Raw genomic sequence first — 25,833 nt, forward strand, 5'->3', positions numbered from 1 at the left:
TTTTATTTGAAAGGAGTGAAATGATGCAAGAAATTCAAGATTTAAAGCAAGAGATCCAACAGATTAAATCAGAACAAAAGAATATACAACAAGATATTCGAAATCTAGAATCTCGTACTTTAGGTAACGAAAAAGACATCATAAACATTAATAAGCAGCTTGATAAAATCAGTGCCAATACAACCTGGATTCTCCGCATCATTATTGGTGCAATCGCAACAGCACTTATTGGCTTACTATTGAAGGGAGGTGGTATGTAATGTTTGAAATCACTGTAATGATTGGAATTGTAGTTGGTCTTTCACAGATTGCGAAAACAATTGGATTACAAACAAGATACGTTCCGTTATTAAATTTAACGCTTGGCATTGCGCTAGGCGTTTTATTTTTGTCCCAAGACTTAAAAACGAATGTATTTCAAGGAATCATCATTGGGTTGTCAGCAAGTGGATTATTTGACCACACAAAAATTATGAAAAAGGATGTTGATGCTAAATGAAAAAGACAATGAAACATATTACCTCGTTTCTTATGATTCTAGTACTTGCTGTTTCTTTTACAACAAGTGCTTTTGCTGATAGAACGCTTATTATTCCGGATTTACCAAAACAGCCATACCGTTATGGTGTAGGTACTTATGAAGGCGTTGTAGCTCATTCAACTGCAACACCAGAAGCGCCAGCAATTAATATTAGAAACTATGAAGCGAGAACATGGAGAAATGCTTTCGTTCACTATGCGACGGATTGGGATGAAAATATTCAAATTGCATCTACAAAATACCAAGCATGGGGAGCAGGTCCAGCAGCTAATAAGAGATTCGTTCATGTGGAGTTATCTGAAACTAGTGACCCTATTAAATTTAAAAAATCATATGAACGATATGTTAAATTACTAGCTGATATTTTACGTGAGCGCAATATCCACCCGTCAAAAGGATTGTGGACTCATAATGATGTTACGTACAATCTTGGTGGTACAGATCATGAAGACCCACTTGATTATTTAAAAAGTCATGGTGTATCAGAATCGCAATTCCGTGCGGATGTTTTAAAGGTATATAACGGTCATTCTGTAACTGTGGATGCAAAACCACAACAACCTTCTGGAAGTGTAACAGAGGTAAGCGGAGTGGCTTATATTGATGGTCAAAATGTTAACCTTCGGTCTGGACCATCCACAAACAATAATATCATTCGCAAACTACAAAAAGGTGAATCATATAAAGTTTGGGGACGTTTAGGAAATTGGTTAAATGTTGGTGGTAATCAGTGGATTTATAATGACTCTTCATACATTCGTTATGACAGTGGACAAGATGCATCTGTAGTCGGTAAAAGAGTAGAATCAAAGGTTAATAGCTTAAATTACTATGATCGTCCTACATGGAATAAAAGCTATGCTGCAGGTACAGTTGATGCAGGTTTAGGGTTTACAATCATTGATAAAGAATCTGTGGACGGTTCACCGCAATATAAGATGAAAAACAGTAGAGGTAATGTGTTCTATATTACAGCTAGTTCTTATTATGTAGAAATTAAATAGTAAGCATAAAAAGTGCCGGCTCTTAATTGAGTCGGCTTTTTTTATTTTTAGATGTTGAATTAATTGCATGTGATTTTTAAATCTAGTAGACTAAAAAGTAATTTAATAGTAACGGAGTGATAATATGGCAAGAAGTCAGCTTCTAAAAGACTTGGTTAATGGTCAAGAAACACTTGAAAATATTCTCTTGAGGTTAAAAGTTATACTATCAGACCTTGATAACGAATTAATTATGAATTGGATTCAAGGGGAGTTACAGGGGTTTGATACAAAGGAAGATATTCCTACATATAGAATAAAAAAAGGGGTCCCTGTAGGTACATATTTTGTAAACTATTCAACTAAATATACAAATGCTCAAGTCCCATTAGAAGCCTTGATATCGCAAGAACGGATTGATCAGCTTACTACAATGCATATAAACGACAGTATTAATACGCTTCAGGAAGTAATAGACAAAGATGGCATAGGTTATGGTTATGCAAGAGTTGTACCAACTGCTTTGTGTCACACTATCTCAACGGAAGAATTGCAAATTGCTGGGATGAGTATAAAATGTCCTTCAAATGTACTAAGCAAAATAGTTGCTAATGTAAAATCTAAACTCGTAGATGTAATTATGGAACTGGAAAAACAATATGAAAACTTGGATGACCTAGATTTAAAGTCGCAGGTAGAAATGGATGAGAATAAAAAAGAACAAGTTATTTTCAACATAGAAAATATAATTTTTGATGAATCCATAAAAATGGGAGATAAAAATAAAGTTACTGGTTCTAGATTGGGTCATTGGTTTGGAGGGCGAAAATGAGTATAAAAGTTGGTAATAAGAACAAAATCAAAAATTCTTCTATTGGTCATCAATTTAACGCTACAACGCCGCCCGAGAAGAAATCTCTTGCAGAAAGACATCCTATTATTATTTCATTCTTAGTTTCCTTAGTTGTAGGATTTATTTTACTTTTTTCTTTTTGGAAACCTATTGTAGAATGGATAGAAAACCTTTTTTGATTTTTAAAAGCCAACTTATATAAGTCGGCTTTTTTTATTTACTACAAATCAGATATTCTTCTAACTTGTTTTTCCTTCTTCTTAAAATTCTTCTTGTATTGTTTAAAGTCTTCTTTATCTACATGAAACTTTTCGCCTGTAGCTACGTTTTTTACTAAGTAAGTTTTTGTTACAAACATTTTTATTAAAGCGTAAATGCCAACCAGTGCAATCGAAAATCCAAGTGTAGGAATCATTAAAAGTAGTCCGATGATGATTAGTGCTCTATCTAAAGTACTATCTACACGTTTTAGCACTAAACGTTTTCCGGTTGCAGCCTGAGCTTGTTCTAATTGTTGCATACGTTGTAGCGATGCAATTGTATCATAACTCATGAAAATACCCCCTTGAAGTAATGCCTAAATCATACCAATTTCATGCAACAACTGTAAATATTGCGTTTTGTAAATTTGGAACTTGCGTTTAGAGATTTTTTGCTTGTTTTAGTAATTCTTGAATCTGTGTATGTTTCTCTTTTAATTCATCTAAAGATTTTTTTGTTAAAGCAGCATTTTGTACGAAATAATCTTTATGTGAATGACATTCGAGAATAAGATTTGAAACTTCTGAGTGGTTTTCATGTTGTACTAATAAGCTAGCAGCCTCCTTCTGTTTTTTATACATATCTCTAATTAATTTATCTTTTTCAAATGCTATTGGATCAGTTATCATAGTTGAATCCTCCTATTAAAATTTTAATTGCTCTTGATTTTGATGGATCACGATGGATATATCCTTTTTCCTCTAGATGTATCAAATGACTATGTACAGTAGAAGGAGATGAAACACCTATTTCTTCTCCAATTTCACGTACAGTTGGGGGATATCCGTTTTCAATTACCTTTTGTTGCATAAAAGTTAGTACTTGAGCTTGTCTAGGAGTTAATGGTTTCATTATGTAATGCCCTCACTTCGGTAGGAAATATTTGACTATATATTACCAGAGAAACAACAACAAATCAAACATTTGTTCGTATTTGTCTTGGGGGATTTTGATAAATATTACATTCCCATAAACTCACTATCAAAGTAGAACTGGTCCATTAAGTTATTCACAATGCCGTTGAAATAAGCAAATTTACCCTTGTTCATTTTTGCTCCAGATTTAATTTTCATAACAAATTCTTTAATAGCTTTTAGGCCAATAGTAAGCTCCTGGTCTTTAGTAAATGCTTTATCACCTGTAGAAAAGTTTGTAACTTTATTACACTGTCTTACGACCTTCCACAGTTCTTGAATTGTTTTAGATTCACTGTAAAAAGAGCTAACTAGAGAAATAAAACGTTCTGGTACCCAGTGAGTAACAAAATCAGCTTCTTTAATGTTTTCTTCAGGTGTATTGCTATTCTCATTACTATTACGTTTGTTTATATCGTTTATATTTTGTTTTAAGGAAATAGGGGTTGTTTTAATGGTAGGACACTTTGTAGGACTTTTTGTATCCACCTTGTCGGACATTTCTTCCACAATTGGTTGAATGATAATAGCATTAGAAGTTTGAAGCATATCTTTTGTACGCTTCATTGCTACCTGTTTAATCATCTCTAGATCCACAAGTTTCTTCATTAAACGTTGTACAGTTTTATATGAAACTTCCATTTTTTCAGCAATTCTATTTTTGCAAAGGAAACTAACACCTACATATTTACAGCTGTGGCGCTTTAAAATTTCAAGTAACGTAATAAGTTTAGATTGTACGTCAGTACGCTTAATAGACATACGGATAGTGTCTCTGTATGCGCGTACAGTTTTATTTAGTTCCTCCACATCTGTGAATGATGATAAGTTGTGGAAGGATTCTTTACTTGCGATAACATCGATACGTTTCTTTTCCATAATATTGGCCCCTTTGTATAAACAAAAAAGCAACAGAATGCCAAGTGTAAGCAAACTGTTGCTAAGGAGCTCTTACGTACTGTAGAATAGTTCGTAAGAGTACAGCAAGTGTTTGCCTAGTGTGATTAGGCGGACGGTATATAGAGTGTTGGTAGCACTTTATATACACGCTGTGCTCTTTTGTTTTAGATTTAAAAATGCCCGATAATCGCCCGAAAAATGCCCGATTTTACATAGTGCATTTAGGGGTGTTTTGATTTATCGAATATACAAAAGGCTGATAAATTAACATTTCGTAATAAATTTGATTTGAATTGATATCCTGAAATATGTTCCGCACACAAGTTCAAAAATGGGAACGGTAATACCTATTTATCAAGGTGATTGTAATACAATATTTATTGTAGAAATGTATGTTAAATGAATTGTTTTTAAAATAAAAATCGATTTAATACAGTTTAATTAAAAGGCTATTATTTGCTCACAAATAATATAAAAACACGTGAAAAAATATGAAATTCCCTATTGAAATAGAATATAATATAACAAATGAAAAAGTGTCACAAATGCTTGTATAACAGGCGTTTGCGACACTTTTATAGTTTTACTTAACACAAGATGAATAAGATTAAAACTGCTCATTCTTCTCCCAAGATTCTACAATATAATGAGCAATCGTTGGGTTGAATCCTTTACCAACTAAGAACATAATCGCAGCAACTTCTGTTAAAGCATGTTTGTGTGAGGTATGTTTCGCTTCATTTAAACCGTAATCTACCCAAGGTTTTACGAAATCAAGTACAGGTTTCTTTAAAGGTAAAAACTGTGTACCGACAACTTGTTGGATTTGTTGTTGCGTTGGTTCTGTAATAGGTCCAGGTGGTAAAATTTGAGGCTGCGTAATATCGAATGTAGGTCCAGGTGGTAAAATTTGAGGTTGCGTCGGATCGATTGTTGGTGGTTTTGGTGGTGAGACACGTGCGTCGTAGTTGGGTTGATACATTTGTTGTTGGTATTGTGGTTGTTGTGGCTGAGTTGGGTATGGATTTTGTTGTTCTTGAGTTTGCTGAGTTGGGTATGGATTTTGTTGTTCTTGAGTTTGCGGTGCTGCATATGACTTTTGAGGATATTCATAATTTGGACGTGTGTCATATGGATTTTGTTGTTCTTGAGTTTGCAGTGCTGCATATGGATTTTGAGGATATTCATAATTTGGACGTGTGTCATATGGATTTTGTTGTTCTTGAGTTTGCGGTGTAGCGTATGGATTTTGTTCGTATTGTTGTTCTTGCTGTTGTAATTCTTGCTCCTCATATTGTTCAGCATATCTTTGTTCCTGATGTTGAGGATAAAGAGGTTGTTGTGGGTAAGGCGGTTGGTTATTATAGAACATTTTTATTCCTCCTTCATAATGATGCCTACCACCTAGTGTATGGGCGGACAAGAAAATATGTGATGAAAAAATGCGGGCGTGTTACAATAAGTAACTGGGTGAAGATAAAATGATAAAACAAGAAAAAATACAAAAAACAATAACTTTCGTAAAGCATATTTTAGAAAAAGATGCGAGTGGGCATGATTGGTATCATATTGAACGCGTACATAAATTGGCGATTTCTTTATCCGAGCAAGAAGGGGGAAATCGTTTTATAATTGAAATGGCAGCATTACTTCACGATGTAGCAGATGAGAAGTTAAATGAGAGTGAAGAAGCAGGAATGAAAAAAGTTTCTGATTGGTTAGAAGAGTTACGTGTTGAAGAAGAGGAAAGTAAGCATGTTCTTCATATCATCGCCAATATGTCTTATAAGGGCGGTCATGGTGGCACAGTTGAGTCACTTGAAGGGAGAATTGTTCAAGATGCGGATCGTTTAGATGCTCTTGGTGCAATTGGAATAGCTCGAACGTTTGCATACGGAGGAGCGAAAGGGAGATTAATGTATGATCCAACTATCCCTCCTCGAGAAGTGATGACGAAAGATGAATATAGAAAAAATAATGATCCATCTTTAAATCATTTTTATGAAAAGCTTTTAAAACTAAAAGATTTAATGAACACGAACGCAGCAAAACAAGAGGCTGAAGTTCGTCATCGTTATATGGAACAGTTTATTGAACAATTTATGAAAGAGTGGAATGCACAAATATGAAAATGTTAACTGTGGAGAACTTATCGAAATCATACGGAGAAAAACCGTTATTTGATGGATTATCATGTAGTATTACAGAAGGACAACGTGTCGGAATTATCGGTGTAAACGGTACTGGTAAATCAACGTTATTAAAAATTATTGCAGGATTAGAAACTCCTGATACAGGTGATATGACGCATTCACGCGGATATACAATTAGTTATTTATCACAGCAACCAGAGTTTGATGAAAAACTAACAGTATTAGAGCAAGTGTTCCATGGTGATACACCTTTAATTCGTCTTCTTCGTGATTATGAACAATCGTTATTAAATATCGAAAAAGATCCAAGTAATGAAAAAGTACAGGAACAATTATTTGCAGTGCAGCAACGTATGGATGCGATGAGTGCATGGGAAGCAAATGCGAATGCAAAATCGTTATTAACGAAATTAGGAATTACTGATTTTACAGCAACTGTTGGAAACCTATCTGGTGGACAAAAAAAGCGTATTGCAATGGCGCAATGTTTTATTGAAACACCTGATTTATTAATTTTGGATGAGCCTACGAACCACCTTGACCATGAGACAGTTGAATGGTTAGAAGAATATTTAGCAAGATATACAGGTGCGGTATTACTTGTAACCCATGATCGTTATTTCTTAGATCGTGTGACAAACCGTATTTTTGAATTAGATAACGGTAAACTGTATAGCTACGAAGGAAACTACAGTACATTTTTAGAAGCGAAAGCACTTCGTGAAGAGCAAGAATCGGCACAAGAATCAAAACGCCAAAATTTATATCGTCGTGAACTTGCTTGGATTCGCCGTGGTGCAAAAGCCCGTTCTACGAAACAAAAGGCGCGTATTCAGCGTTTTGATGAGCTAAAGGGACAAGAAGGACCAGCAGCGAAGCAATCAGTTGATATTGCACTAAGTGGAAGTCGTTTAGGAAAGAAAGTACTTGAATTAAAAGGTGTAACGAAAAAATTTGGTGATAAAACAGTATTACATAACTTTAATCATATTGTGAAGCCTGGTGATCGTATTGGAATTATCGGAGCAAATGGAAGCGGAAAATCATCACTATTAAATATGCTTGCAGGAAAATTCTCTCCTGATAGTGGTGAAATTGAAGTAGGACAAACTGTAAAAGTTGCCTATTATACGCAAGAAAATGAAGAGATGAATTTAAACCAGCGTATGATTGAATACATTAAAGAAATTGCGGAAGTTATTCATACGACAGATGGAAAAGTAATTGGCGCATCTCAAATGTTAGAACGTTTCTTATTCCTACCGCATTCACATGGAACAACGCTTGGTAAACTATCTGGTGGCGAAAGAAGACGGTTATATTTATTGCGTATTTTAATGGGAGAACCAAACGTACTATTACTTGATGAGCCTACGAATGATTTAGACACACAAACATTAACAGTGCTAGAAGATTATTTAGAAGATTTCCCAGGTGTCGTTTTAACTGTATCGCATGACCGTTACTTCTTAGATAAAGTAGTAGATGAATTGTTCATCTTTACTGGCGAAGGCGAAGTGCGTGAATTCCTAGGTAGTTATACAGAGTATTTAGAAATGGAAAAAACGAGAGAACTCATTGAGAAAGCAGAAGTTCAAAAGGAGAAAAAAGTAGTAGAAGAGGCTCCGAAACAACAACGTAAACGTAAACTTTCTTACAATGAGCAGCGTGAATGGGAAACAATTGAAGATACAATTGCACAACTAGAAGAGAAACTTGAATCAATTGGAGAAGAACTTACGAATGTTGGATCTGACTTCACAAAGGCCCAAGAATTATCTGAAGCAGGGCAGAAGATAGAAGAAGAGCTAGAAAAAACGATGGAACGATGGAGTGAACTATCCGACATCGTTGAAGGATTAAAATAAAAACAAGCTGCATATATTGAAAAGTAAAGAGAAAAACTTTACACTATTGGTAGAACCTATTTTAGGAGGGAAAAAATGAGAACATCTAATCCAATGTTGAAAAAAGAGGCATTCCGTAAAGAGGGAGCAAATACTTCCGCGATGACTATTGGCGGAACAGTAGGCAAAACGTTTATCATGCTTATCTTGCTGCTTGCAACGTCTGTCTATTCATACATACAGATGACGCAAGGTACGATGAAAATGCCAGTATTAATTGGTGCTTTAGTTATTGCGGCAATCGTTGCATTTGCATCTATCTTCTTCCCGCGCATATCACCAATTGGTGCACCGATTTATGCGGCAGTAGAAGGGGTAGTGTTAGGAAGTATTTCAGCAGTTTATGCAATGAAATTTCAGGATTCTATCGTTTTAAACGCTGTATTACTAACAATCTCAATTCTATTTGCGATGTTAGTTTTATATGCAACACGCGTAGTGAAGGTAACTGATAAATTCCGCACAGGTGTTATGGCAGCAACAATGGGAATTATGGTTATGTATTTAATCGTATTCTTATTAAACATGTTCGGTGTTTCTGTTCCATATATTCACCAAGGTGGAACAATTGGTATGATCATTAGTGCAGTTATTATTGTAGTTGCTGCATTAAATTTATTACTAGATTTCGATTTAATCGAAAATGGTGCACGTAGCCAAGCTCCAAAATATATGGAGTGGTACAGTGCAATGGGTCTAATGATGACTCTAGTATGGTTATACTTAGAAATTCTTCGTTTCGTTTCTTACTTTACGAAAAATGACTAATAAAAAATCCTGCATGAAATGTGCAGGTTTTTTTATTTTTAAAGATAAATTGAAAATATGGATGTTGGCGACTTAAATTGAAGGGGGATGGAATATGATGAAAGAGAAAAAAGGGATTATGAAAAAACTATTTTCTAAAAGTTTTTTCATAGAACTAGATGACGCTTTAACATATCCATCAGCAGAAGTTATTCGTTCAGCTATTGAAAGCTATGCGGCTAAATGTAATGAACAATTAAAAATTGAGAGTAAAGTTAAACCGATTACTTTCTACTTAGAAAATGTAATGTACCGCGCTGAAATAAAGATGGCCCGCGGAGGATATTACATATCTTGCAGTGAAGTATAATATTTTTGGAAACCTTACATGTTTATACTATGTAGGGTTTCTTTTTTTGATTTGTAAGATATAAAGTAATAATTTTTGCTTACAAACATATCATTTTGCGCTTTTTACCCTTCCAACATTTTTCTTTACAATGAAGAAAAATATGTGAGGTGGTATAACTTATGATGAATCGAGTTGTATTAATCGGTAGATTGACAAAGGAGCCAGAATTATACTACACAAAACAAGGTGTCGCTTATGCACGAATATGTGTTGCGGTGAATAGAGGTTTTCGAAATAGTTTAGGTGAACAGCAAGTAGATTTTATTAATTGTGTTGTATGGAGAAGGTCGGCTGAAAATGTAACAGAATATTGTACGAAAGGCTCACTTGTTGGGATTACAGGGCGTATTCATACGAGTAATTACGATGATGAACAAGGAAAGAGAGTATATAGAACTGAAGTTGTGATTGAGAATATTACATTTTTAGAGAGAAGGCGGGAGGGTGCATCGCAATAATATTAGACTTTTAACGATAGTTTCGGATTAATTAGGTGGAAAGAGAAAGTATGATGATGGGAAGAAATCAATAAAATTAAGCATCCGAGTAGGAGTATAAAGGGGTAACATGTTACAATACAGCTAAGAACACGCAATAAAGGAGAGTATTTTTACGTGAAAATTAAAGCAATTGAACCGACGCCAAGTCCGAATACAATGAAAGTTATTTTGAATGAAGTATTACCATCAGGAGCGCGTAATAATTATACAAATGAAAATAAAGAACAAGCACCAGTGCAAGTGCAAGAAATTTTGAAGATTGAAGGCATTAAAGGTGTGTATCATGTTGCAGACTTTTTAGCAGTGGAGCGAAATGCGAAGTATGACTGGAAAGTTTTATTACAACAAGTTCGTGCTGTTTTCGGTGAAGAAATAGTGGAAGAAAGCGAAGAACAACAACTTTCTCATTTTGGAGAAGTGAAAGTGTTTGTTCAAATGTTCTTTACAATTCCGATGCAAGTGAAGTTAACAGATGGAACCTCAGAAGAGCGTGTTGGTTTACCTGATCGTTTTAAAGAATCAATTATGAAAGTGCAAATGTCTGCACCTAACGTTGTGAAAGAGCGTAAGTGGGTAGAGCAAAGTACACGTTACGGTAATTTTGAAGAAATCGGGAAAGAAGTAGTAGAAGAAATTATTGCTGCTTATTCAGAAGAACGTGTAAATGAAACGGTTAAAGAATTATTAGATCAAGCAGGTGCTGTTGAAGTAACGATTCAAAAGCGTGAGCCATATAAAGTAACAGAAGAGATGATGAAAGATTCTGACTGGAAAAACCGTTTTGCAGCTTTAGAACAAATGGATCCAACGGAAGAAGATATGATGGTATTGAAAATGGCATTAGATGATGAGAAAGTATCTATCCGCCGTTTAGCAACAGCTTATTTAGGTATGGTAAAAGGTGATGGAGTATTGCCGTTATTATATAAAGCGTTATTAGATCGTTCAGTAAGTGTTCGTCGTACAGCAGGAGATTGCTTATCGGACGTAGGTGATCCAGCAGCGATGTTCGTTATGATTAAATCTCTGAAAGATTCAAGTAAATTAGTACGCTGGCGTGCAGCAATGTTCTTATTTGAACTTGGTGATGAAAGTGCAATTCCGGCACTAAAAGCAGCAGAAGATGATCCGGAGTTTGAAGTGGCGATGCAAGCACGTTTAGCTTTAGAACGTATTGAAGGCGGCGAAGAAGCAAAAGGATCAGTATGGAAGCAAATGACGGAGTCTCGTAAAGGGGAATAGTTTATGATTGTTTTCTATGATAGTTGGTGCCCGATGTGTACGGCGGTTGCAGAACGTACGAAAAGATTAGATAAAAAGGGTAAGATGAAATTTGTTTCATTTCGAGATGAAGATGTAGTTGAGAAGTATGAACTTTCTCAAGAATTACAAAGTAAAATGGAACAAAGATTGTATATTTTAAAAAATAATAAGTGGTATGACGGAATTCATAGCATTAACGTATTAGCAAAGGCCGTTCCATCTTATTGGTTTGCAGTACCGTTTATAAAACTATCTATCGTCCTTGGATTTGGAAATAAAGTATACGATTATATTGCCAACAATAGAAAACTTGTCCCAGTTGGACACTGTCGTGAAGGGGTTTGTGAAATCCCTTCAAAAAAATGAAATCATCGTTATCTTTCTTTTGCACCTATTAATAGAGCGTGATATGATGAATTTGGAATGAAAGTTGAAGGAGAGATACAAGATGTCAAATGCATATGAAGAATACATGCGTCAAATGGTAATTCCAATGCGCCAAGAGTTAGTGCGTTCTGGATTTGAAGAGTTAACTACAGAAGAAGCTGTAACAGAATTTATGGAGAATGCATCAGGTACAACTTTAGTAGTTGTAAACTCTGTTTGTGGTTGTGCAGCTGGTTTAGCACGCCCATCAGCAGGTCAAGCGGTTGTACGTGCTGAAAAACAACCTGATCATCTTGTAACTGTATTTGCAGGTCAAGATAAAGATGCTACTGTAAAAATGCGTGAATACTTCGGAGAAATTCCTCCATCTTCACCATCTATGGCATTACTAAAAGGAAAAGAAGTTGTGCACTTCATTCACCGTCATGAAATTGAAGGCGCAACAATGGACGAAATTATTACAAACTTAGAACAAGCTTTCGAAAAGAATTGCTAAAGTAGGGGGAGAGTGAATCTCCCTCTTTTCTTTATATAGAGGTGAAAAAATGATAGTAACAACAGCAGGAAGAACAGATAAAGAAATGAAAGATTATGCAAATAAGGTAGCAGCAGAATTAAATCTTTCTTTCGTTAAACGTAATGACATACCAGTACATAAACTGCATGAGCAGTATGAACAAGATGTACTTGTTGTAGGGAAAAATCGATTAGCCATTTATCCAAAAGGTACGGAAGAGTCGTTTTTCTTTCATCCAAACTCAGCGATGTTTCGTGTGAAAAGGTTAATGCGCGGAGAGCACGATCCGTTTGTACAAGCTGCTAAATTAGAGAGCGGAATGACAGTATTAGATTGTACGCTCGGTATGGCATCAGATAGTATTGTAGCTAGTTATATCGTTGGTGAGAACGGAAAAGTAACAGGGCTTGAAGGAAACGAATATATGGCTTATATCATGAAAAAAGGCTTGCAAACATGGTCTTCATTCGTTTCTGAAATTGATGAAGCAATGCAACAAATCGATGTGAAGCAAACGGAGCATTACGCATTTTTAACACAATGTGAAGATAATAGTTATGATGTCGTTTACCTTGATCCGATGTTTGAAGAAACTGTCATAGAATCAGATGGAATTAAAGGATTAAAACACTTCGCTTTGTATCATGATATTACTGACGAAACAATTGCGGAAGCGAAGCGTGTGGCGAGAAAGCGTGTCGTTCTGAAAGATCATTTCCGTAGTTCTAGATTTGAAAAACATAATTTTCACGTATACAAAAGAAAAAGTGCTAAGTTTCACTTTGGTGTAATTGACCCTTGCTAATTGTTTGAAAAGATGTATAATAAGCAATAATTAATTAAATATACTGTCTGTGATGAAGAGAGTAATCTTTTTCAGAAGGAAAGCGAGCTAGGGATGGTGTGAGCCTAGTGCAGAAGAAAAAGATGAAGCGCACTTCGGAGACGCTTCTTGAACGAATAGTAGAGTAAGCCGAGGCCCCCTGTCCTCGTTATAAACGGGAAAGTGGTTCGAAATGAACAACAAGGGTGGTACCACGGGTTAAAACTCGTCTCTTTTTTAGAGACGAGTTTTTTGTGTTTTAAAAAATAAGGAGGTTATAGTATGAATTATAAAACGCAGTTTGCGAAAAGTTTATCGAATATTTTTACGAATGAATTAACACAAAATCAAATTTTAGATTTAATCGAAACACCAAAACAAGATGAATTCGGAGATGCAGCGTTCCCATGCTTTTCACTAGCGAAGCAATATAAAAAATCACCAGCTATTATAGCGAAGGAATTGGCGGAGAAATTAAATGATCCGTTCTTTACGAAAGTAGAGGCTGTTGGTCCTTATGTAAATGTATTTTTAAATCGTGAAACAGTAAGTGATGAAGTATTAAAAACAATTTTAGCGGAGAAAGAAGAGTACGGTCAAAATCACTTTGGATGTGAAAAAACGGTAGTTATCGATTATTCCTCTCCTAATATCGCGAAACCTTTTTCAATGGGGCATTTACGTTCTACAATGATTGGTAATTCGCTGAAACATATCGCCGAAAAATGTGGCTATGAAGTTGTCGGAATCAATTATATTGGCGATTGGGGCACGCAGTTTGGGAAGTTAATTACTGCATATAAAAAATGGGGAAATGAAGAAGTTGTTAAAGAGGATCCAATTCGTGAGTTATTTAAGTTATATGTTCAGTTTCATGAAGAAGCAAAAGAGAACAAAGAACTAGAAGAAGAAGGACGCTCATGGTTTAAAAAACTAGAAGAAGGAAATGAAGAAGCAGTCGAACTTTGGAATTGGTTCCGTCATGAGTCTTTAAAAGAATTTTCTCGTATTTATGAACTTCTCGGTGTGGAATTTACAAACTTTCAAGGAGAAGCTTTCTATAACGATAAAATGGAAGACTTTATTGGGATTTTAGAAGAGCACGACTTACTGGAAGAATCAGAAGGAGCATTAGTCGTTAATTTAGAAGAAGAAGGTATGCCGCCTTGCTTAATTAGAAAATCAGATGGTGCAACTATTTACGCAACACGTGATTTAACAGCGGCATTGTATCGTCAAAACACATACGAATTTGATAAAGCTTTATATGTAGTAGGACCCGAACAAAGTTTACATTTTAATCAATTTTTCACTGTATTAAAAAAGCTTGGCTATAACTGGGTGGATGGTATGGAACATGTACCGTTCGGGTTCATATTAAAAGATGGTAAGAAAATGTCGACACGTAAGGGCAGAATTATTTTATTAGAAGAAGTGTTAGAAGAAGCTGTTGCACTTGCGGAACAAAATATTGAAGAGAAAAATCCTAATTTAAAACAAAAAGAAGACGTGGCAAAACAAGTCGGTGTTGGAGCGGTTATCTTCCACGATTTAAAAAATGAGCGTATGCATAATATCGAATTCTCATTAGAAAATATGTTGAAATTTGAAGGAGAAACAGGACCATATGTGCAGTACACACATGCGCGTGCCTGCTCTATTTTAAGAAAAGAAAGTGTAGAATTTGAAACGTGTACTTTTGAATTAAAAGACGATTACAGCTGGAGTGTAGTAAAATTACTCAATAAATTCCCGCAAGCAATTGAAGCGGCCTTCAACAAAAATGAGCCATCTATTATTTCAAAATACGTATTAGATGTAGCGCAAGCGTTCAATAAATATTATGGAAATGTTCGTATATTAGAAGAGAGCGAAGAGAAAGACAGTAGACTCGCATTAGTGTATGCTGTGACGGTTGTATTAAAAGAGGGATTACGTTTACTTGGGGTAGGGGCACCTGAGGAGATGTAAAATAAAAATTTTGTAACAAAGAGGCAAATCAGGCGGTCATTAACCTGATTTGTCTTTTTGTATTTTTTTGAATAAATTCTTATTTATAAAGTGTTATACGCTACGAAGTGTAAGAATTCTATAATTTTGTTACTAAATCAATTAAAATATTTGTAGAGAGGATGGTCAGTATTGATTCGAAGTTTCATTTTAAACATTCCTTGTCATAGACTACCGGAAAGGAGTTTTCTTACACTACAAAAATACATGCCTTTATGTGCGCGATGCACAGGTATGTTAATTGGTTTCTGTATGTTTCCAATTTACTTTTTAATAACACCTTCGTTTAGTCTCTCATTAATGCTATCCTTTTTTGCTCAAATGCCATTATTAATTGATGGATTCACCCAAAAGTGGAAATGGCGAAGCAGCACAAATTTGCTAAGAGTAACTACCGGCTTATTAAGCGGTAATGGTATGGGACTATTTATTGCATCTAGTATTATATGGATTACATCTTAAACCACATATCAACGGAGGTAGCTACTTACATGTTTTGGATTTACATAATTCTAATTTTTATATCAGGTGGAAGTGGAATTGGTTTTATCATTCATGAAAAATATATAGAAGCAACAATAGCTTTTGTTATTTGCCTATTATTTATGGTGCTACTATATTTTTATTTAAAAAGAAGCAAAAAAAAGAGAAATTTAGATTGTGACGTAATAGATTGTACCGATTGCTCAGATTGTGATTGTACTATCTAAACTTCTATGTATTTCTTTTTTATGAAAAGGATTATATATCGTTTCAGGTATGTAATCCTTTTTATTTTTTTAAAAAATTAGTTTGTCAAATAGGTGGAGAAGAAAGAACATGTACGATTTAACGCAATAATTAGAACTAAAAATCTCTAAAAATATTAGAAACATAGGAATACGTTTATTGAATGGAGAATTTTAGTTTTGTATATAAAAGGAGGTGTTGTACTTGGAAGAGTATGATTGGAATAGTAAGCTAGAGTATTTAAGAAATACGAGAGATTTATATTATAACGATGATTATTTAAGTTTTTTAGTAAATACAGTTTGGAAGATTTCTGAGCCAGTACATATTGTTGATTACGGTTGTGGGTATGGCTACTTAGGTTTAATTTTGTTGCCGTTACTTCCAAATGGATCAAAGTATACAGGTATTGATAGCGGGGAAGCATTAATAGCTGAAGCGAGAGAGTTGTTTCGTTCGCTTCCATATGAATCAGAATTTATTGAAGGCGATGCTACAGAAATTGAATTGGAAAATAAATATGATATAGCTGTCAGTCATGCTTTCTTATTACATATGAATTCGCCCAAAACGATGTTGCAAAAAATGATAAATTCAATTAAGGAGGGAGGAAAGATAATATGTTTTGAGCCGAATTGGATTTCTAATATGTCCTCATACACGCTAGACGGATTAATTCAATCGGAAATTATCCAGCTTGGTGTTTTGCAGAAGTTATTTGAAGAAGATGCACACAGAAGTGGTAAAGATGGCAATATTGGCATGAAAATACCAATGTATTTAAGTGAATTAGGTGTTAAAAATATTGAATGTAGAGTAAGTGATAAAGTGAATTTTTTAGATCCTAATTTAAATCAAAATGATAAGCAAGGATTATATAATTCTCTAAAAGAAGAGGGGATTGCTAGTAATCCAGGTGAAAAACAACACTTTATAGACCGTTTAATGAGTCGGGGCTTAACATTTGCTGAAGCGCTCGCTCAATATGAAGCAGAACTACGATTTTTTGAAGTGTTTCATATACATTCTGCTTTGGTATATGCCCCTAATATGAAAATTACATACGGTGAAATAAGGAGATAAATCTAATGTTAGAAAAGTAGGGATATAATGAGAATTGCTACCCTCAACATTTGGAATCATCAAACTTTGTGGTCAGAGAGATTAGAGGCTATTTGTGAGGAAGTTCAAAATGTTGCTCCTCATATTCTTGCTCTACAGGAAGTTAGAAGTTGTGTTACTTATGGACTAAAGAAAAATGTTGCGCAGTATATAGCAGATCAAACTGGATATCCGGTTTGTGTATTTAAAGAGTATCCAGATTCTCCAGATGAAGGCCTAGCTTTTTTAAGTAAAATTCCTATCTTAGCTGAAGAAGCTATTTGGGAAACAGGTATAGAGGAATCGAATTATTGTGCCATTCGAATTATGTTAAAATATAAAGAGTATAAGCTCGGGATAACGAATGTTCATTTAAATTGGAAATCTAGTAAGGTAAGAAAAGAGCAAATGAATACCGTGAATAATTGGATTAAAAACAGAGGTAGTGGCTACGAATTATTATGTGGTGATTTTAATGATGATCCACATTCAGGGGTGCATCAATACTTAATAAGTAATCAATGGATAGATGTGGCTCAGTTTAAAGAAAATCAATATAACATTCGTGCTCAGCCAACTTTAGATTATGGAAAGAATACAAACTTAATAGGGGATGAAAAGCAAGGAGGACGATATGATTGGGTTATGATACAAGAAAATGACGCGTTTGAATTTCAAAATATAGAAAATATATCAATATTTGCAGATTCAGTACTAACTTCATCATGCATATTCCCAAGTGATCATTACGGTGTTTTTGTGGATTTAAAATTTGATAAGTGAAACAACCTCGCTAATAGTATGAAATAGAAGATGGGATAATTGTCATTTTTGTCGGTAAATCGATATATCTTGTCGAATCGTTGATATAATTTCATCCACTGAACGAAGCCTCAAAAAAGAGGATAAAATCGATGTTCTAATAACACATGATATTTCATCAAATTAAACAAAATTCCCATAAAAATCAATGTTTTTAAGATATTTAGTTATAAACTTGAATAATATTAAATAATATCGTTCATTATATGAGGTTTTAGTTGAATGCATACTATATGATGTGTAAAATCTAAGCAAGTAGGTTAGAATACTGCTTGCAAATGGCAGTATAAATAATAATTTGAGGTGAATGCATGCTAGATTTTAAGCAATTAGAGATTTGTTTGAAAGAAAAGAGATTCCTAGATGGATTACATGAGATAAATAATGAAATTGCGCATATAAAAGAAACGAATAAGTTATCATACGTGAAGAAATGGCTTTCTAACGTCTCGTCAGCTAAGGAGTTTGATACATTAATTCGTCTTGCTGATGAAGGTTTGATGCATCAATATAGCTCCTTTTTAATTCGTTATACTTATAAAAAATTCCCAAATATGAGAACGCTCTCTTTATATTGTGATGAATTAATTGATGAGCGTAAAATCCTTGATGCTGAACAATTATTAAAAGATTCTTTGGAAAAGGTAAATGAAGAGGAAACTGATGCGGATGTTTTAACGAAAGCATACTTTACGTTAGTTAGATGTTTGCTAGATATGAAGCGAAATGAAGAGGCCTATGCCTATATGCAAAAGGCGGAAAAGCATAGTACGCGTGCAGTTTTTGATAAATGGGGTTACTTATATATACAGACTGGTGAGTGGGAGAAGGCAGAGGAACAACTTTTATCCGGTCAGCAGCATAAAGATTGTGAAGAGTTAGCTACGTACTTATTGGCGCAATTATATGCATATAAAGGTGAACAGCAGCGAGCGTTACAACTCATTAATGATGCGATTGCAAAGTTCCCTCAAGTACCATATTTCTATTTTGAAAAAGTAAAATATTTATTAGATTTAGAGCGCTATGAAGAAATGTTAGCGGTAATAGATAAAATCAATCATATGCTTCCGCATCATGCATATACAACTTATTTTATACATTTACGTGCAGAAGCATTTTATAAAATGAATAATATTCACGATTTGCAAGCACTATTGAAAAGTGAAAAGAGTTTGAAAAATTCTCTATATCATCATATAGAAAAAAATCCTGATGGAAAAAAGGTTCGTTTACCGATAGTTCCGGTTGTACAAAAGGATAACTATTGCGTTCCGACAAGTTTGGAAATGATGTTAGGGGTATGGGGAGAAAAACGTACGCAAGATGAAATTGCTCAACATATTTTTGATGTAACAGGTTCTAAGTTTTCAGATACAGTTACATATATAGAAGAGCAAGGTTACGAATATCGTTATTTTCAAGGGAATGAGGAAAATTATAAGAGATTACTCAATCAAGGTATTCCCGTTTTATTAAGTATAGATATTGAGCACGCTTCACATGTACAAGTGCTTTCTGGTTATGACGATGTACTGCAAGCTTTTTATATTCAAGATCCGAATTTCTTGGAACCGATTCTTGTGGAATATGATAAGTTGCAAGAAAAATATCGTTATACAGATTGTTTAGCTATTACGTTTATACCAAAAGATAGAATGGAACAACTTTCATTTTTAAATGAGGAAGAACACACTTATTATAAAACAATCTTTTCTCTTACAGATCATTTAGGTGAGCAAGATAAAGAGGGAATTGAAAAGTTAGTACTATTTTTAAAAGAAACAAGTGAAAATCCAAACACTTGGTTATATACGATTAAACATTTAGATGCTGAAGTAGATAAAGATTTTATTCAGTTTTGTATAGAAAAATTAATGAAAAAGTTTCCGAGCTCTGACTTTGTGAAATTGCATAGTGCACAGTGTTTTATTCGTCTGCAGGATATGGAAAAAGCAGGACAGATGCTTCAAAGTGTGGAGAAGAAAAGCAATCAAGCGTTGTATCATTTTATAAATGGACGTTATTCTTTTGAGCAAGATAATTATGCAGAATCGATTGCTAGTTTTCGTTCATCATTACAATTGGATGCAGATCAACCAGTTGCGTGGAGTTTCTTAGCATTATCATACATGTATATGGATCAATCCGAAAAGGGGCTAGAGTATTCTCTAACAGCTATAGAACGTAGTCCAGAAAGGTTTACACTTGTAAATCACGGTTTAATTTTAATAGATTTAGAACGATATGAAGAAGCATATGGATTCTTTAATGATTTATTAAAAGAATATAAATATGAAGCGCACATATGGTATGAACGTGCAAGATGTGCTCAGTATTTAGGGAAAGTGTATTTGGCGGTAAAAGGACTTAAAGTGGCGATTCAATTAGATAAAACAGCAGCCTATTTATATACGAAGCTTTCGGAAATCTATGAATCGGATTTGGATGATGAGAAAAATACGAAGGAAATTCTATTACAAGGAATTCAAAATTGTGAAGATCAGGCGTCTTTATATGTTCGTTTAGGAGATTTTCATTTTCAAAATGATGAACTTGAAGAAGCGGAAACTATATATAAGCGTTCTTTAGAAGAAAATAATGAAGATGTATATTCTCATTTCGGTTTAATTCAAGTTTATATGGCAAAGGAACAATATAAGGATGCAAAAAACTATATTGTCAGTATTAATAAGCAATTTGAAGACAATCAAGATTTCCTTATGAATGCTGGTATGGTGTTATGGGATGCTGAAATGGCATTAGGCGAGGATGAAAAAGAGTTAAAACTTGCACTTTCTAAATTAGAGAACGGTATACGAAGCGTATACGCTAATATAGCGAGCGTGTTGGAGGAGTATGTAAATCGAATAAAAGACACAGCTTTTGTGCAACGAGGCATAGCATTTTTAAGAACGTTAGAAAAAGAAAAAGAGGATGTAATTGAATACGGTTGTTACGCAGGTGTTTTATATGAATCTATTGGACAGTATGATCAGGCGATAAAACGGTATAATGATGCACTTAAGAAAAAACAAGATTCATTGCCGTATTTCCGTATCGGTGAAACATTCATGGCGTTAGGGCAATTTCAAGAAGCAAAGCATGCGTATGAAACATGTTTAGAAATGGATAAGAACTTCTTAGGTGTACATTTGCAGCTTGCTGAAATATACGAAAAAGAAGAGAATCGTTCCAAAGAACAAAAGCATATGGTCCAGGCGATGAAAGAAGAACCAATGCATATAAATATGGAATATTTAGCGCAGCTTTCAGTAGAAATGAATCTTCAGGAAGAATTGCTAGTTGAACTAGAGAAATTGGAGGAAGAAGTTCCTGAAACATGGCGTTTAGATGCGATTGCATACGTGTTTGGCGCGATGAATGACATAGATAAAGAAAAAGAATATATCGAATGCGCAATGAAAATAGATGAAGCGCATGTGGAAGTACTATATCATTATGCGAAATTGCTAGTTAAAAAGCAGAGTGCAGAGGCAATCGAAGTTGCGCTGAAAGTAATGCATAAAGATTTGGAAAGTGAACGTATTTTTGGTGTGTACGTAAAAGCAATGGAGCAACATAAAAAATTATCCCAAATACGAGACGTACTTCATACGTTAAAGGTGAAAAAAGCAGAAAGAAGTACAGCGTTTATGTATGCAGCTACTGCGGTTGCCGAAAGATTAGTAGAAAGACAGCAAAATGAGCAACCGAAAAAATCTATATTTACAAGAGCATTTTATCGCATGAAAAATCGTGCGAAGGAAATTTCAATGGTTACAGTTGTTATCGAGTTATTTGAAATCTCTTTAAAGTTAAATCCGAAAAATAGTATGGCAGCGCAGCGTTTCGCAATATTTTATGAGAATGCGGCGATGAATAAAGAAGCTATAGAGGTTTTACAAACATCGTTAGAAAATAAGTGGGATTATGATGTAGCGAAGCAACTTGTAAATCTTTTCATTGAGTGTGAAGAAGAAGATATGTTACGAGATGCTTTTGAATTAACGAAACAAATGGTTCGCGAGCTACCGGATGATTATGATACACTTCTTTTACAAGCGAATGTATTATGTAAGCTAGGCGAAGAAAGAAAAGCCGAAAAAATTCACTTGCAATTAATTGAGAAAACACCATTTGTAAGTAGAGGATTCCTTGCTTTAGCAGAAATATATCAAAGTCAAGAGAGAATTGAGGACTCGATTCAGTTATTAGAAGACGCTTCTGTACATCATCCAAATGAAACAGCAATTCTTCTTGCTTTAGCATCTTCGTATCATAGAGCTGGGCAAACGACAAAGGCAGAAAAAATAACAAGTGAAATATTAGCAATTGATGCTACTGACTTGCTAGCAAGATACGATCATGCTTGTTATTTAACATTATTAAACAGAAATGAAGAGGCAAGAGATGAACTTGAAATTGTGCTTCGTGAAGATGAAACAGGATTTTTCGCTGAACTTGCAGAGGAAGATGAAGATTTAGCAGGACTGCGAGAATTTGAAAAGTGATTGTATAAGAATAGAGAAAAAGGGTATAAATAAAAATATATTTCGAATTAGTTGACAATTAATTGTTTAATGGCATAGAATAACTTTTAATAAAGTATACAAATCTGAAGACGAGAAAGAGTAAAATAGTGAGCTGTTCTCCAGAGAGCCGGTGTATTGCTGAAAGCCGGTGTGCAGACGTTATTTGAAAATCATCTCCGAGGAGCCGTGGCTGAATAAAGTAAGCTCGGACGGATGTCTACCGTTACAAAGAACGCGTATATTAGTACGTTGCTAAGTGCTATTAGTGAAAAGCTAATAGAATTAGGGTGGTAACGCGGGTAAACCCGTCCCTACTTCATAGGGGCGGGTTTTTTGTGTGCTTTTAAAACATTCAAAGGAGTGATTGTACATGAAGAAAGTAGATGTAAAAGAGTCAGCTGTAGGGAGAGAAACACGTATTCGTAAGCAGTGGAACGAACAGGGCATTTTTGAACAATCAATTCAGAATAGAGAAGGCGCACAATCGTTTGTGTTTTATGAAGGACCACCAACGGCGAACGGTTTACCACACGTCGGCCATGCACTTGGTCGGGCAATTAAAGATTTAGTAGCGAGATATAAAACGATGGCTGGATATAAAGTGTTAAGAAAAGCTGGCTGGGATACACATGGATTACCTGTAGAATTAGGCGTTGAAAAACAACTTGGTATTTCAGGTAAGCATGAGATTGAAGAGTACGGCATTGAGCCATTTATTCAAAAGTGTAAAGAGAGTGTATTCACATATGAGAAGCAGTGGCGTGAATTTACGGAGAGCATTGGATATTGGGTAGATATGGATGATCCATACGTTACTCTAGAGAATCCATATATCGAAAGTGTATGGAATATTTTAGGGAAGATTCATGAAAAAGGCTTGTTATATAAAGGGCATAGAGTTTCACCGTACTGTCCAAGCTGTCAAACATCGCTTAGTTCACATGAAGTTGCACAAGGATATAAAACAGTGAAAGATTTAAGCGCAACGGTTAAGTTTAAAGTAAAAGATAGTGAAAATGAATATTTCCTTGGATGGACGACAACGCCGTGGACACTTCCAGCGAATGTTGCACTTGCCGTACATCCAAATATGGAATACGTTAAAGCGAAACAAGAAGGGTATGTATACATTGTTGCGAAAGAGCGTGTACAAGAAGTACTAAAAGAAAACTATGAAGTATTATCCGTTCATAAAGGCGAAGAATTAGTAAACACATCTTATACAGCACCGTTTCCGATGAAGGAAGTTACAAATGGGTACCACGTAATTGCAGCAGATTTTGTAACTGCAGATAGTGGTACAGGACTCGTTCATATCGCTCCAGCATATGGGGAGGACGATTATAAAGTCGTTCAAAGTGAAGGATTGTCGTTCTTACATGTTGTAGATGAGAAAGGTGAGTATACGGATGCAGTACCATTTCTTAAAGGTAAGTTTGTAAAAGAATGTGACGTTGATATCGTTCGTTATTTAGCTAAAGAAGGTTTGCTATATCATAAAGAAAAATATGAACATAGCTATCCGCATTGCTGGCGCTGTGATTCACCATTACTTTATTATGCAGGAGAAAGCTGGTTAATCCGAACAACTGAGATTAAAGAAACATTTTTACGAAATAATGATTCTGTTAAGTGGTATCCAGACCATATGAAGCATGGACGGTTTGGTAAGTTTTTAGAAAACATGGTGGACTGGAATATTAGCCGGAATAGATATTGGGGAACACCGTTAAACGTATGGGAATGTGAAAGCTGCGATCATCAATTCTCACCGAAAAGCATCGCCGAATTAAGAAAGCATAGTACGAAAGAAACACCTGAAGATTTAGAATTGCATAAGCCGTATGTAGATGAAGTGCAAGTTTGCTGCGAAAAATGCGGAAGTACAATGAATCGTACACCAGAAGTAATCGATGTTTGGTTTGATAGTGGTTCCATGCCGTTTGCACAATATCATTATCCATTTGAAAATAAAGAGTTATTTGAAGAACAGTTTCCAGCAGATGTAATTGCAGAGGGAATTGATCAAACACGCGGCTGGTTTTATAGTTTATTAGCAGTATCCGCACTATATACAGGAAAAGTACCTTATAAACGAGTGTTATCACTAGGGCATGTTCTAGACGAGGAAGGACAGAAAATGTCTAAAAGTAAAGGAAATGCACTAGATCCAGTTGATTTAGTAAATCAGTTTGGTGCAGATGCTTTAAGATGGGCTCTACTTGTTGACAGTGCTCCGTGGAATGCAAAGCGTTTTTCTGAAAGAACAGTACTGGAAGCAAAATCTAAATTTGTAGATACGTTAGTCAATGTATATAGCTTCTACGTTTTATATGCAAATTTAGATGAGTATAATCCGAAAGAAAAGTATGAAGTTAAACGTACGAAATTAGATGAATGGGTATTATCAAGATTGCATAGCACAACGAAAAAAGTGAGAACAGCACTTGATGATTATCAATTTACGAATGCAGCTCGTGAAATCGCGGCGCTTGTAGATGAAGTCAGTAACTGGTACGTAAGACGATCACGTAATCGTTTCTGGGAATCTGGTATGAATCCTGAAAAAGCAGCTGCGTATGAAACGCTTCATGAAGTGCTTGTAACAATTAGTAAATTAATCGCACCATTTACACCGTTTGTAGCTGAGGATATTCATCTGAATTTAGAAGGAAGAAGCGTTCATTTAGCAGATTATCCGGTTGTAAACGAATCACTTATCCAGCCTGAGTTAGAAGCAGAAATGGATGCTGTTTTACAAGTTGTTGAACTTGGAAGAAGTAATCGTAATCAACATTCATTAAAAGTAAAACAGCCGTTAGCAGAACTTGTATTACTAGCGCATAATGAAAATGATATGGATTGGGAATCTTATCGTGATATCATCATGGATGAGCTAAATGTAAAAGCGTTCCATGTTGAACTCGATGAAACGAAATACACGTCCTATCAATTAAAGCTGAATTTTAAAACGGCTGGGCCGAAGTTTGGTAAAAGTGTGAATGCAGTAAATGGCTGGCTAAAACAATTATCAAAAGAAGAAATACAACACTTTGTATCTACAGAAAGAGCAGTTTACGAAGTAGCACCAGGAGAAGAAGTAGTTGTAACAGCTGAAGATGTATTAGTAGAGAAAGTTGCGAAATCAGGATTTTCAAATACGACTAACGGTCAATATACGGTAATGTTAGATACGAATGTAACGGAAGAATTGTTACAAGAAGGAGTAGCACGTGAATTTATTCGTGCAGTCCAAGAATATCGTAAGCAGTTGAATTTACCAGTTAATTTACGAGTGGATGTAATTCTTGATACAGAAGAAGAACTACAGCAAACGTTAACGAATCATAAAGATTTATTGGAAGAAAACTTACTCGTCAAGCAATTTACATTTGGTCACTTAACGAATGAGGACGATGAACTTTCTTTAGGTGAGACAAAGATCCGAATTAAATTAAACGCGGCTAATTAAAGA

26 protein-coding genes and 2 other annotated features are annotated in these 25,833 nt (G+C 34.9%); of the genes, 21 read left to right on the forward strand and 5 right to left on the reverse strand.

Annotation, left to right across the window (positions count from 1 at the left end):
• Window positions 1-23 precede the first annotated feature (23 nt).
• From NSS97_RS11170 to NSS97_RS11190, 5 genes are all read left to right on the forward strand, one after another.
• Window positions 24-260: a hemolysin XhlA family protein gene (locus tag NSS97_RS11170; RefSeq protein WP_341112509.1), complete on the forward strand. Its 237-nt coding sequence runs from the start codon at window positions 24-26 to the stop codon at window positions 258-260.
• Window positions 260-499, forward strand: coding sequence for a holin (locus NSS97_RS11175; protein WP_341112511.1), 240 nt, complete (start codon window positions 260-262; stop codon window positions 497-499). Before NSS97_RS11170 ends, NSS97_RS11175 begins: the two co-directional genes overlap by 1 nt.
• Window positions 496-1,545 carry an N-acetylmuramoyl-L-alanine amidase gene (locus NSS97_RS11180; RefSeq protein WP_341112513.1) on the forward strand — a complete coding sequence of 350 codons (1,050 nt, stop codon included), beginning with the start codon at window positions 496-498 and terminating at the stop codon, window positions 1,543-1,545. The genes NSS97_RS11175 and NSS97_RS11180 overlap by 4 nt, the downstream gene beginning before the upstream one ends.
• Window positions 1,546-1,669: 124 nt before the next feature.
• Window positions 1,670-2,356, forward strand: coding sequence for an AbiTii domain-containing protein (locus NSS97_RS11185; RefSeq protein WP_341112515.1), 687 nt, complete (start codon window positions 1,670-1,672; stop codon window positions 2,354-2,356).
• Window positions 2,353-2,556, forward strand: a complete 204-nt coding sequence (locus NSS97_RS11190; protein WP_341112517.1) for a hypothetical protein — start codon at window positions 2,353-2,355, stop codon at window positions 2,554-2,556. The genes NSS97_RS11185 and NSS97_RS11190 overlap by 4 nt, the downstream gene beginning before the upstream one ends.
• 41 nt (window positions 2,557-2,597) lie before the next feature.
• Here NSS97_RS11190 and NSS97_RS11195 read toward each other — a convergent pair whose 3' ends face one another.
• The 5 genes from NSS97_RS11195 to NSS97_RS11215 form a co-directional block, all read right to left on the reverse strand.
• Window positions 2,598-2,930: a hypothetical protein gene (locus tag NSS97_RS11195; protein ID WP_341112519.1), complete on the reverse strand. Its 333-nt coding sequence runs from the start codon at window positions 2,928-2,930 to the stop codon at window positions 2,598-2,600.
• A gap of 88 nt (window positions 2,931-3,018) precedes the next feature.
• The gene (locus NSS97_RS11200) at window positions 3,019-3,267 is read right to left on the reverse strand and encodes a hypothetical protein (RefSeq protein ID WP_341112521.1); all 249 of its coding nucleotides are present in this window, start codon (window positions 3,265-3,267) and stop codon (window positions 3,019-3,021) included.
• A complete protein-coding gene (locus NSS97_RS11205) occupies window positions 3,257-3,490 on the reverse strand; it encodes a helix-turn-helix domain-containing protein (protein ID WP_341112522.1) in 234 nt (77 codons plus the stop codon). The genes NSS97_RS11200 and NSS97_RS11205 overlap by 11 nt, the downstream gene beginning before the upstream one ends.
• Before the next feature lie 107 nt (window positions 3,491-3,597).
• Window positions 3,598-4,431 carry a helix-turn-helix domain-containing protein gene (locus tag NSS97_RS11210; protein WP_341112523.1) on the reverse strand — a complete coding sequence of 278 codons (834 nt, stop codon included), beginning with the start codon at window positions 4,429-4,431 and terminating at the stop codon, window positions 3,598-3,600.
• Window positions 4,432-5,059: 628 nt separating this feature from the next.
• Window positions 5,060-5,824, reverse strand: a complete 765-nt coding sequence (locus NSS97_RS11215; protein ID WP_341112525.1) for a hypothetical protein — start codon at window positions 5,822-5,824, stop codon at window positions 5,060-5,062.
• A gap of 109 nt (window positions 5,825-5,933) precedes the next feature.
• Between NSS97_RS11215 and NSS97_RS11220 the strand changes: the two genes are divergently transcribed.
• The 16 genes from NSS97_RS11220 to ileS all read left to right on the forward strand — a co-directional run bounded on the left by NSS97_RS11220 (window position 5,934) and on the right by ileS (window position 25,830).
• Window positions 5,934-6,581: an HD domain-containing protein gene (locus NSS97_RS11220; protein WP_002065130.1), complete on the forward strand. Its 648-nt coding sequence runs from the start codon at window positions 5,934-5,936 to the stop codon at window positions 6,579-6,581.
• A complete protein-coding gene (locus NSS97_RS11225) occupies window positions 6,578-8,473 on the forward strand; it encodes an ATP-binding cassette domain-containing protein (protein ID WP_107887441.1) in 1,896 nt (631 codons plus the stop codon). Before NSS97_RS11220 ends, NSS97_RS11225 begins: the two co-directional genes overlap by 4 nt.
• A gap of 75 nt (window positions 8,474-8,548) precedes the next feature.
• Entirely contained in the window at window positions 8,549-9,280 is a 732-nt protein-coding gene (locus tag NSS97_RS11230; RefSeq protein WP_002127140.1) for a Bax inhibitor-1/YccA family protein, read from the forward strand.
• A gap of 94 nt (window positions 9,281-9,374) precedes the next feature.
• A complete protein-coding gene (locus tag NSS97_RS11235) occupies window positions 9,375-9,629 on the forward strand; it encodes a DUF4318 domain-containing protein (protein ID WP_002012563.1) in 255 nt (84 codons plus the stop codon).
• A gap of 161 nt (window positions 9,630-9,790) precedes the next feature.
• Window positions 9,791-10,129 (forward strand): single-stranded DNA-binding protein, encoded by a 339-nt coding sequence (locus tag NSS97_RS11240; RefSeq protein ID WP_044441982.1) that lies wholly within the window; start codon window positions 9,791-9,793, stop codon window positions 10,127-10,129.
• Window positions 10,130-10,285: 156 nt separating this feature from the next.
• Window positions 10,286-11,413: a conserved virulence factor C family protein gene (locus NSS97_RS11245; RefSeq protein WP_016094150.1), complete on the forward strand. Its 1,128-nt coding sequence runs from the start codon at window positions 10,286-10,288 to the stop codon at window positions 11,411-11,413.
• Between the two features lie 3 nt (window positions 11,414-11,416).
• The gene (locus tag NSS97_RS11250; protein ID WP_044441980.1) at window positions 11,417-11,800 is read left to right on the forward strand and encodes a thiol-disulfide oxidoreductase DCC family protein; all 384 of its coding nucleotides are present in this window, start codon (window positions 11,417-11,419) and stop codon (window positions 11,798-11,800) included.
• A gap of 82 nt (window positions 11,801-11,882) precedes the next feature.
• Window positions 11,883-12,317, forward strand: coding sequence for a BrxA/BrxB family bacilliredoxin (locus tag NSS97_RS11255; protein ID WP_002012568.1), 435 nt, complete (start codon window positions 11,883-11,885; stop codon window positions 12,315-12,317).
• A gap of 49 nt (window positions 12,318-12,366) precedes the next feature.
• Window positions 12,367-13,143, forward strand: coding sequence for a class I SAM-dependent methyltransferase (locus NSS97_RS11260; protein WP_060750271.1), 777 nt, complete (start codon window positions 12,367-12,369; stop codon window positions 13,141-13,143).
• A gap of 40 nt (window positions 13,144-13,183) precedes the next feature.
• Window positions 13,184-13,398, forward strand: a binding site (T-box leader).
• A gap of 45 nt (window positions 13,399-13,443) precedes the next feature.
• The gene (argS, locus tag NSS97_RS11265; protein WP_044441976.1) at window positions 13,444-15,132 is read left to right on the forward strand and encodes an arginine--tRNA ligase; all 1,689 of its coding nucleotides are present in this window, start codon (window positions 13,444-13,446) and stop codon (window positions 15,130-15,132) included.
• 171 nt (window positions 15,133-15,303) lie between these two features.
• A complete protein-coding gene (locus tag NSS97_RS11270) occupies window positions 15,304-15,633 on the forward strand; it encodes a DUF2085 domain-containing protein (RefSeq protein ID WP_107887442.1) in 330 nt (109 codons plus the stop codon).
• A 29-nt stretch (window positions 15,634-15,662) separates the two neighbouring features.
• A complete protein-coding gene (locus NSS97_RS11275; protein ID WP_016102108.1) occupies window positions 15,663-15,881 on the forward strand; it encodes a hypothetical protein in 219 nt (72 codons plus the stop codon).
• Between the two features lie 223 nt (window positions 15,882-16,104).
• Window positions 16,105-16,983, forward strand: a complete 879-nt coding sequence (locus NSS97_RS11280) for a class I SAM-dependent methyltransferase (RefSeq protein ID WP_044441973.1) — start codon at window positions 16,105-16,107, stop codon at window positions 16,981-16,983.
• Between the two features lie 27 nt (window positions 16,984-17,010).
• Window positions 17,011-17,784: an endonuclease/exonuclease/phosphatase family protein gene (locus NSS97_RS11285; protein WP_341112533.1), complete on the forward strand. Its 774-nt coding sequence runs from the start codon at window positions 17,011-17,013 to the stop codon at window positions 17,782-17,784.
• 350 nt (window positions 17,785-18,134) lie between these two features.
• Window positions 18,135-22,337 carry a tetratricopeptide repeat protein gene (locus NSS97_RS11290; RefSeq protein ID WP_107887444.1) on the forward strand — a complete coding sequence of 1,401 codons (4,203 nt, stop codon included), beginning with the start codon at window positions 18,135-18,137 and terminating at the stop codon, window positions 22,335-22,337.
• A 98-nt stretch (window positions 22,338-22,435) separates the two neighbouring features.
• Window positions 22,436-22,674, forward strand: a binding site (T-box leader).
• A 54-nt stretch (window positions 22,675-22,728) separates the two neighbouring features.
• Window positions 22,729-25,830, forward strand: a complete 3,102-nt coding sequence (ileS, locus tag NSS97_RS11295) for an isoleucine--tRNA ligase (protein WP_341112537.1) — start codon at window positions 22,729-22,731, stop codon at window positions 25,828-25,830.
• Window positions 25,831-25,833: the final 3 nt, after the last annotated feature.

The organism is Bacillus sp. FSL R12-0074 (genome assembly GCF_038005725.1).
In the GTDB taxonomy this organism is placed as follows: Bacteria; Bacillota; Bacilli; order Bacillales; family Bacillaceae_G; genus Bacillus_A; species Bacillus_A mycoides.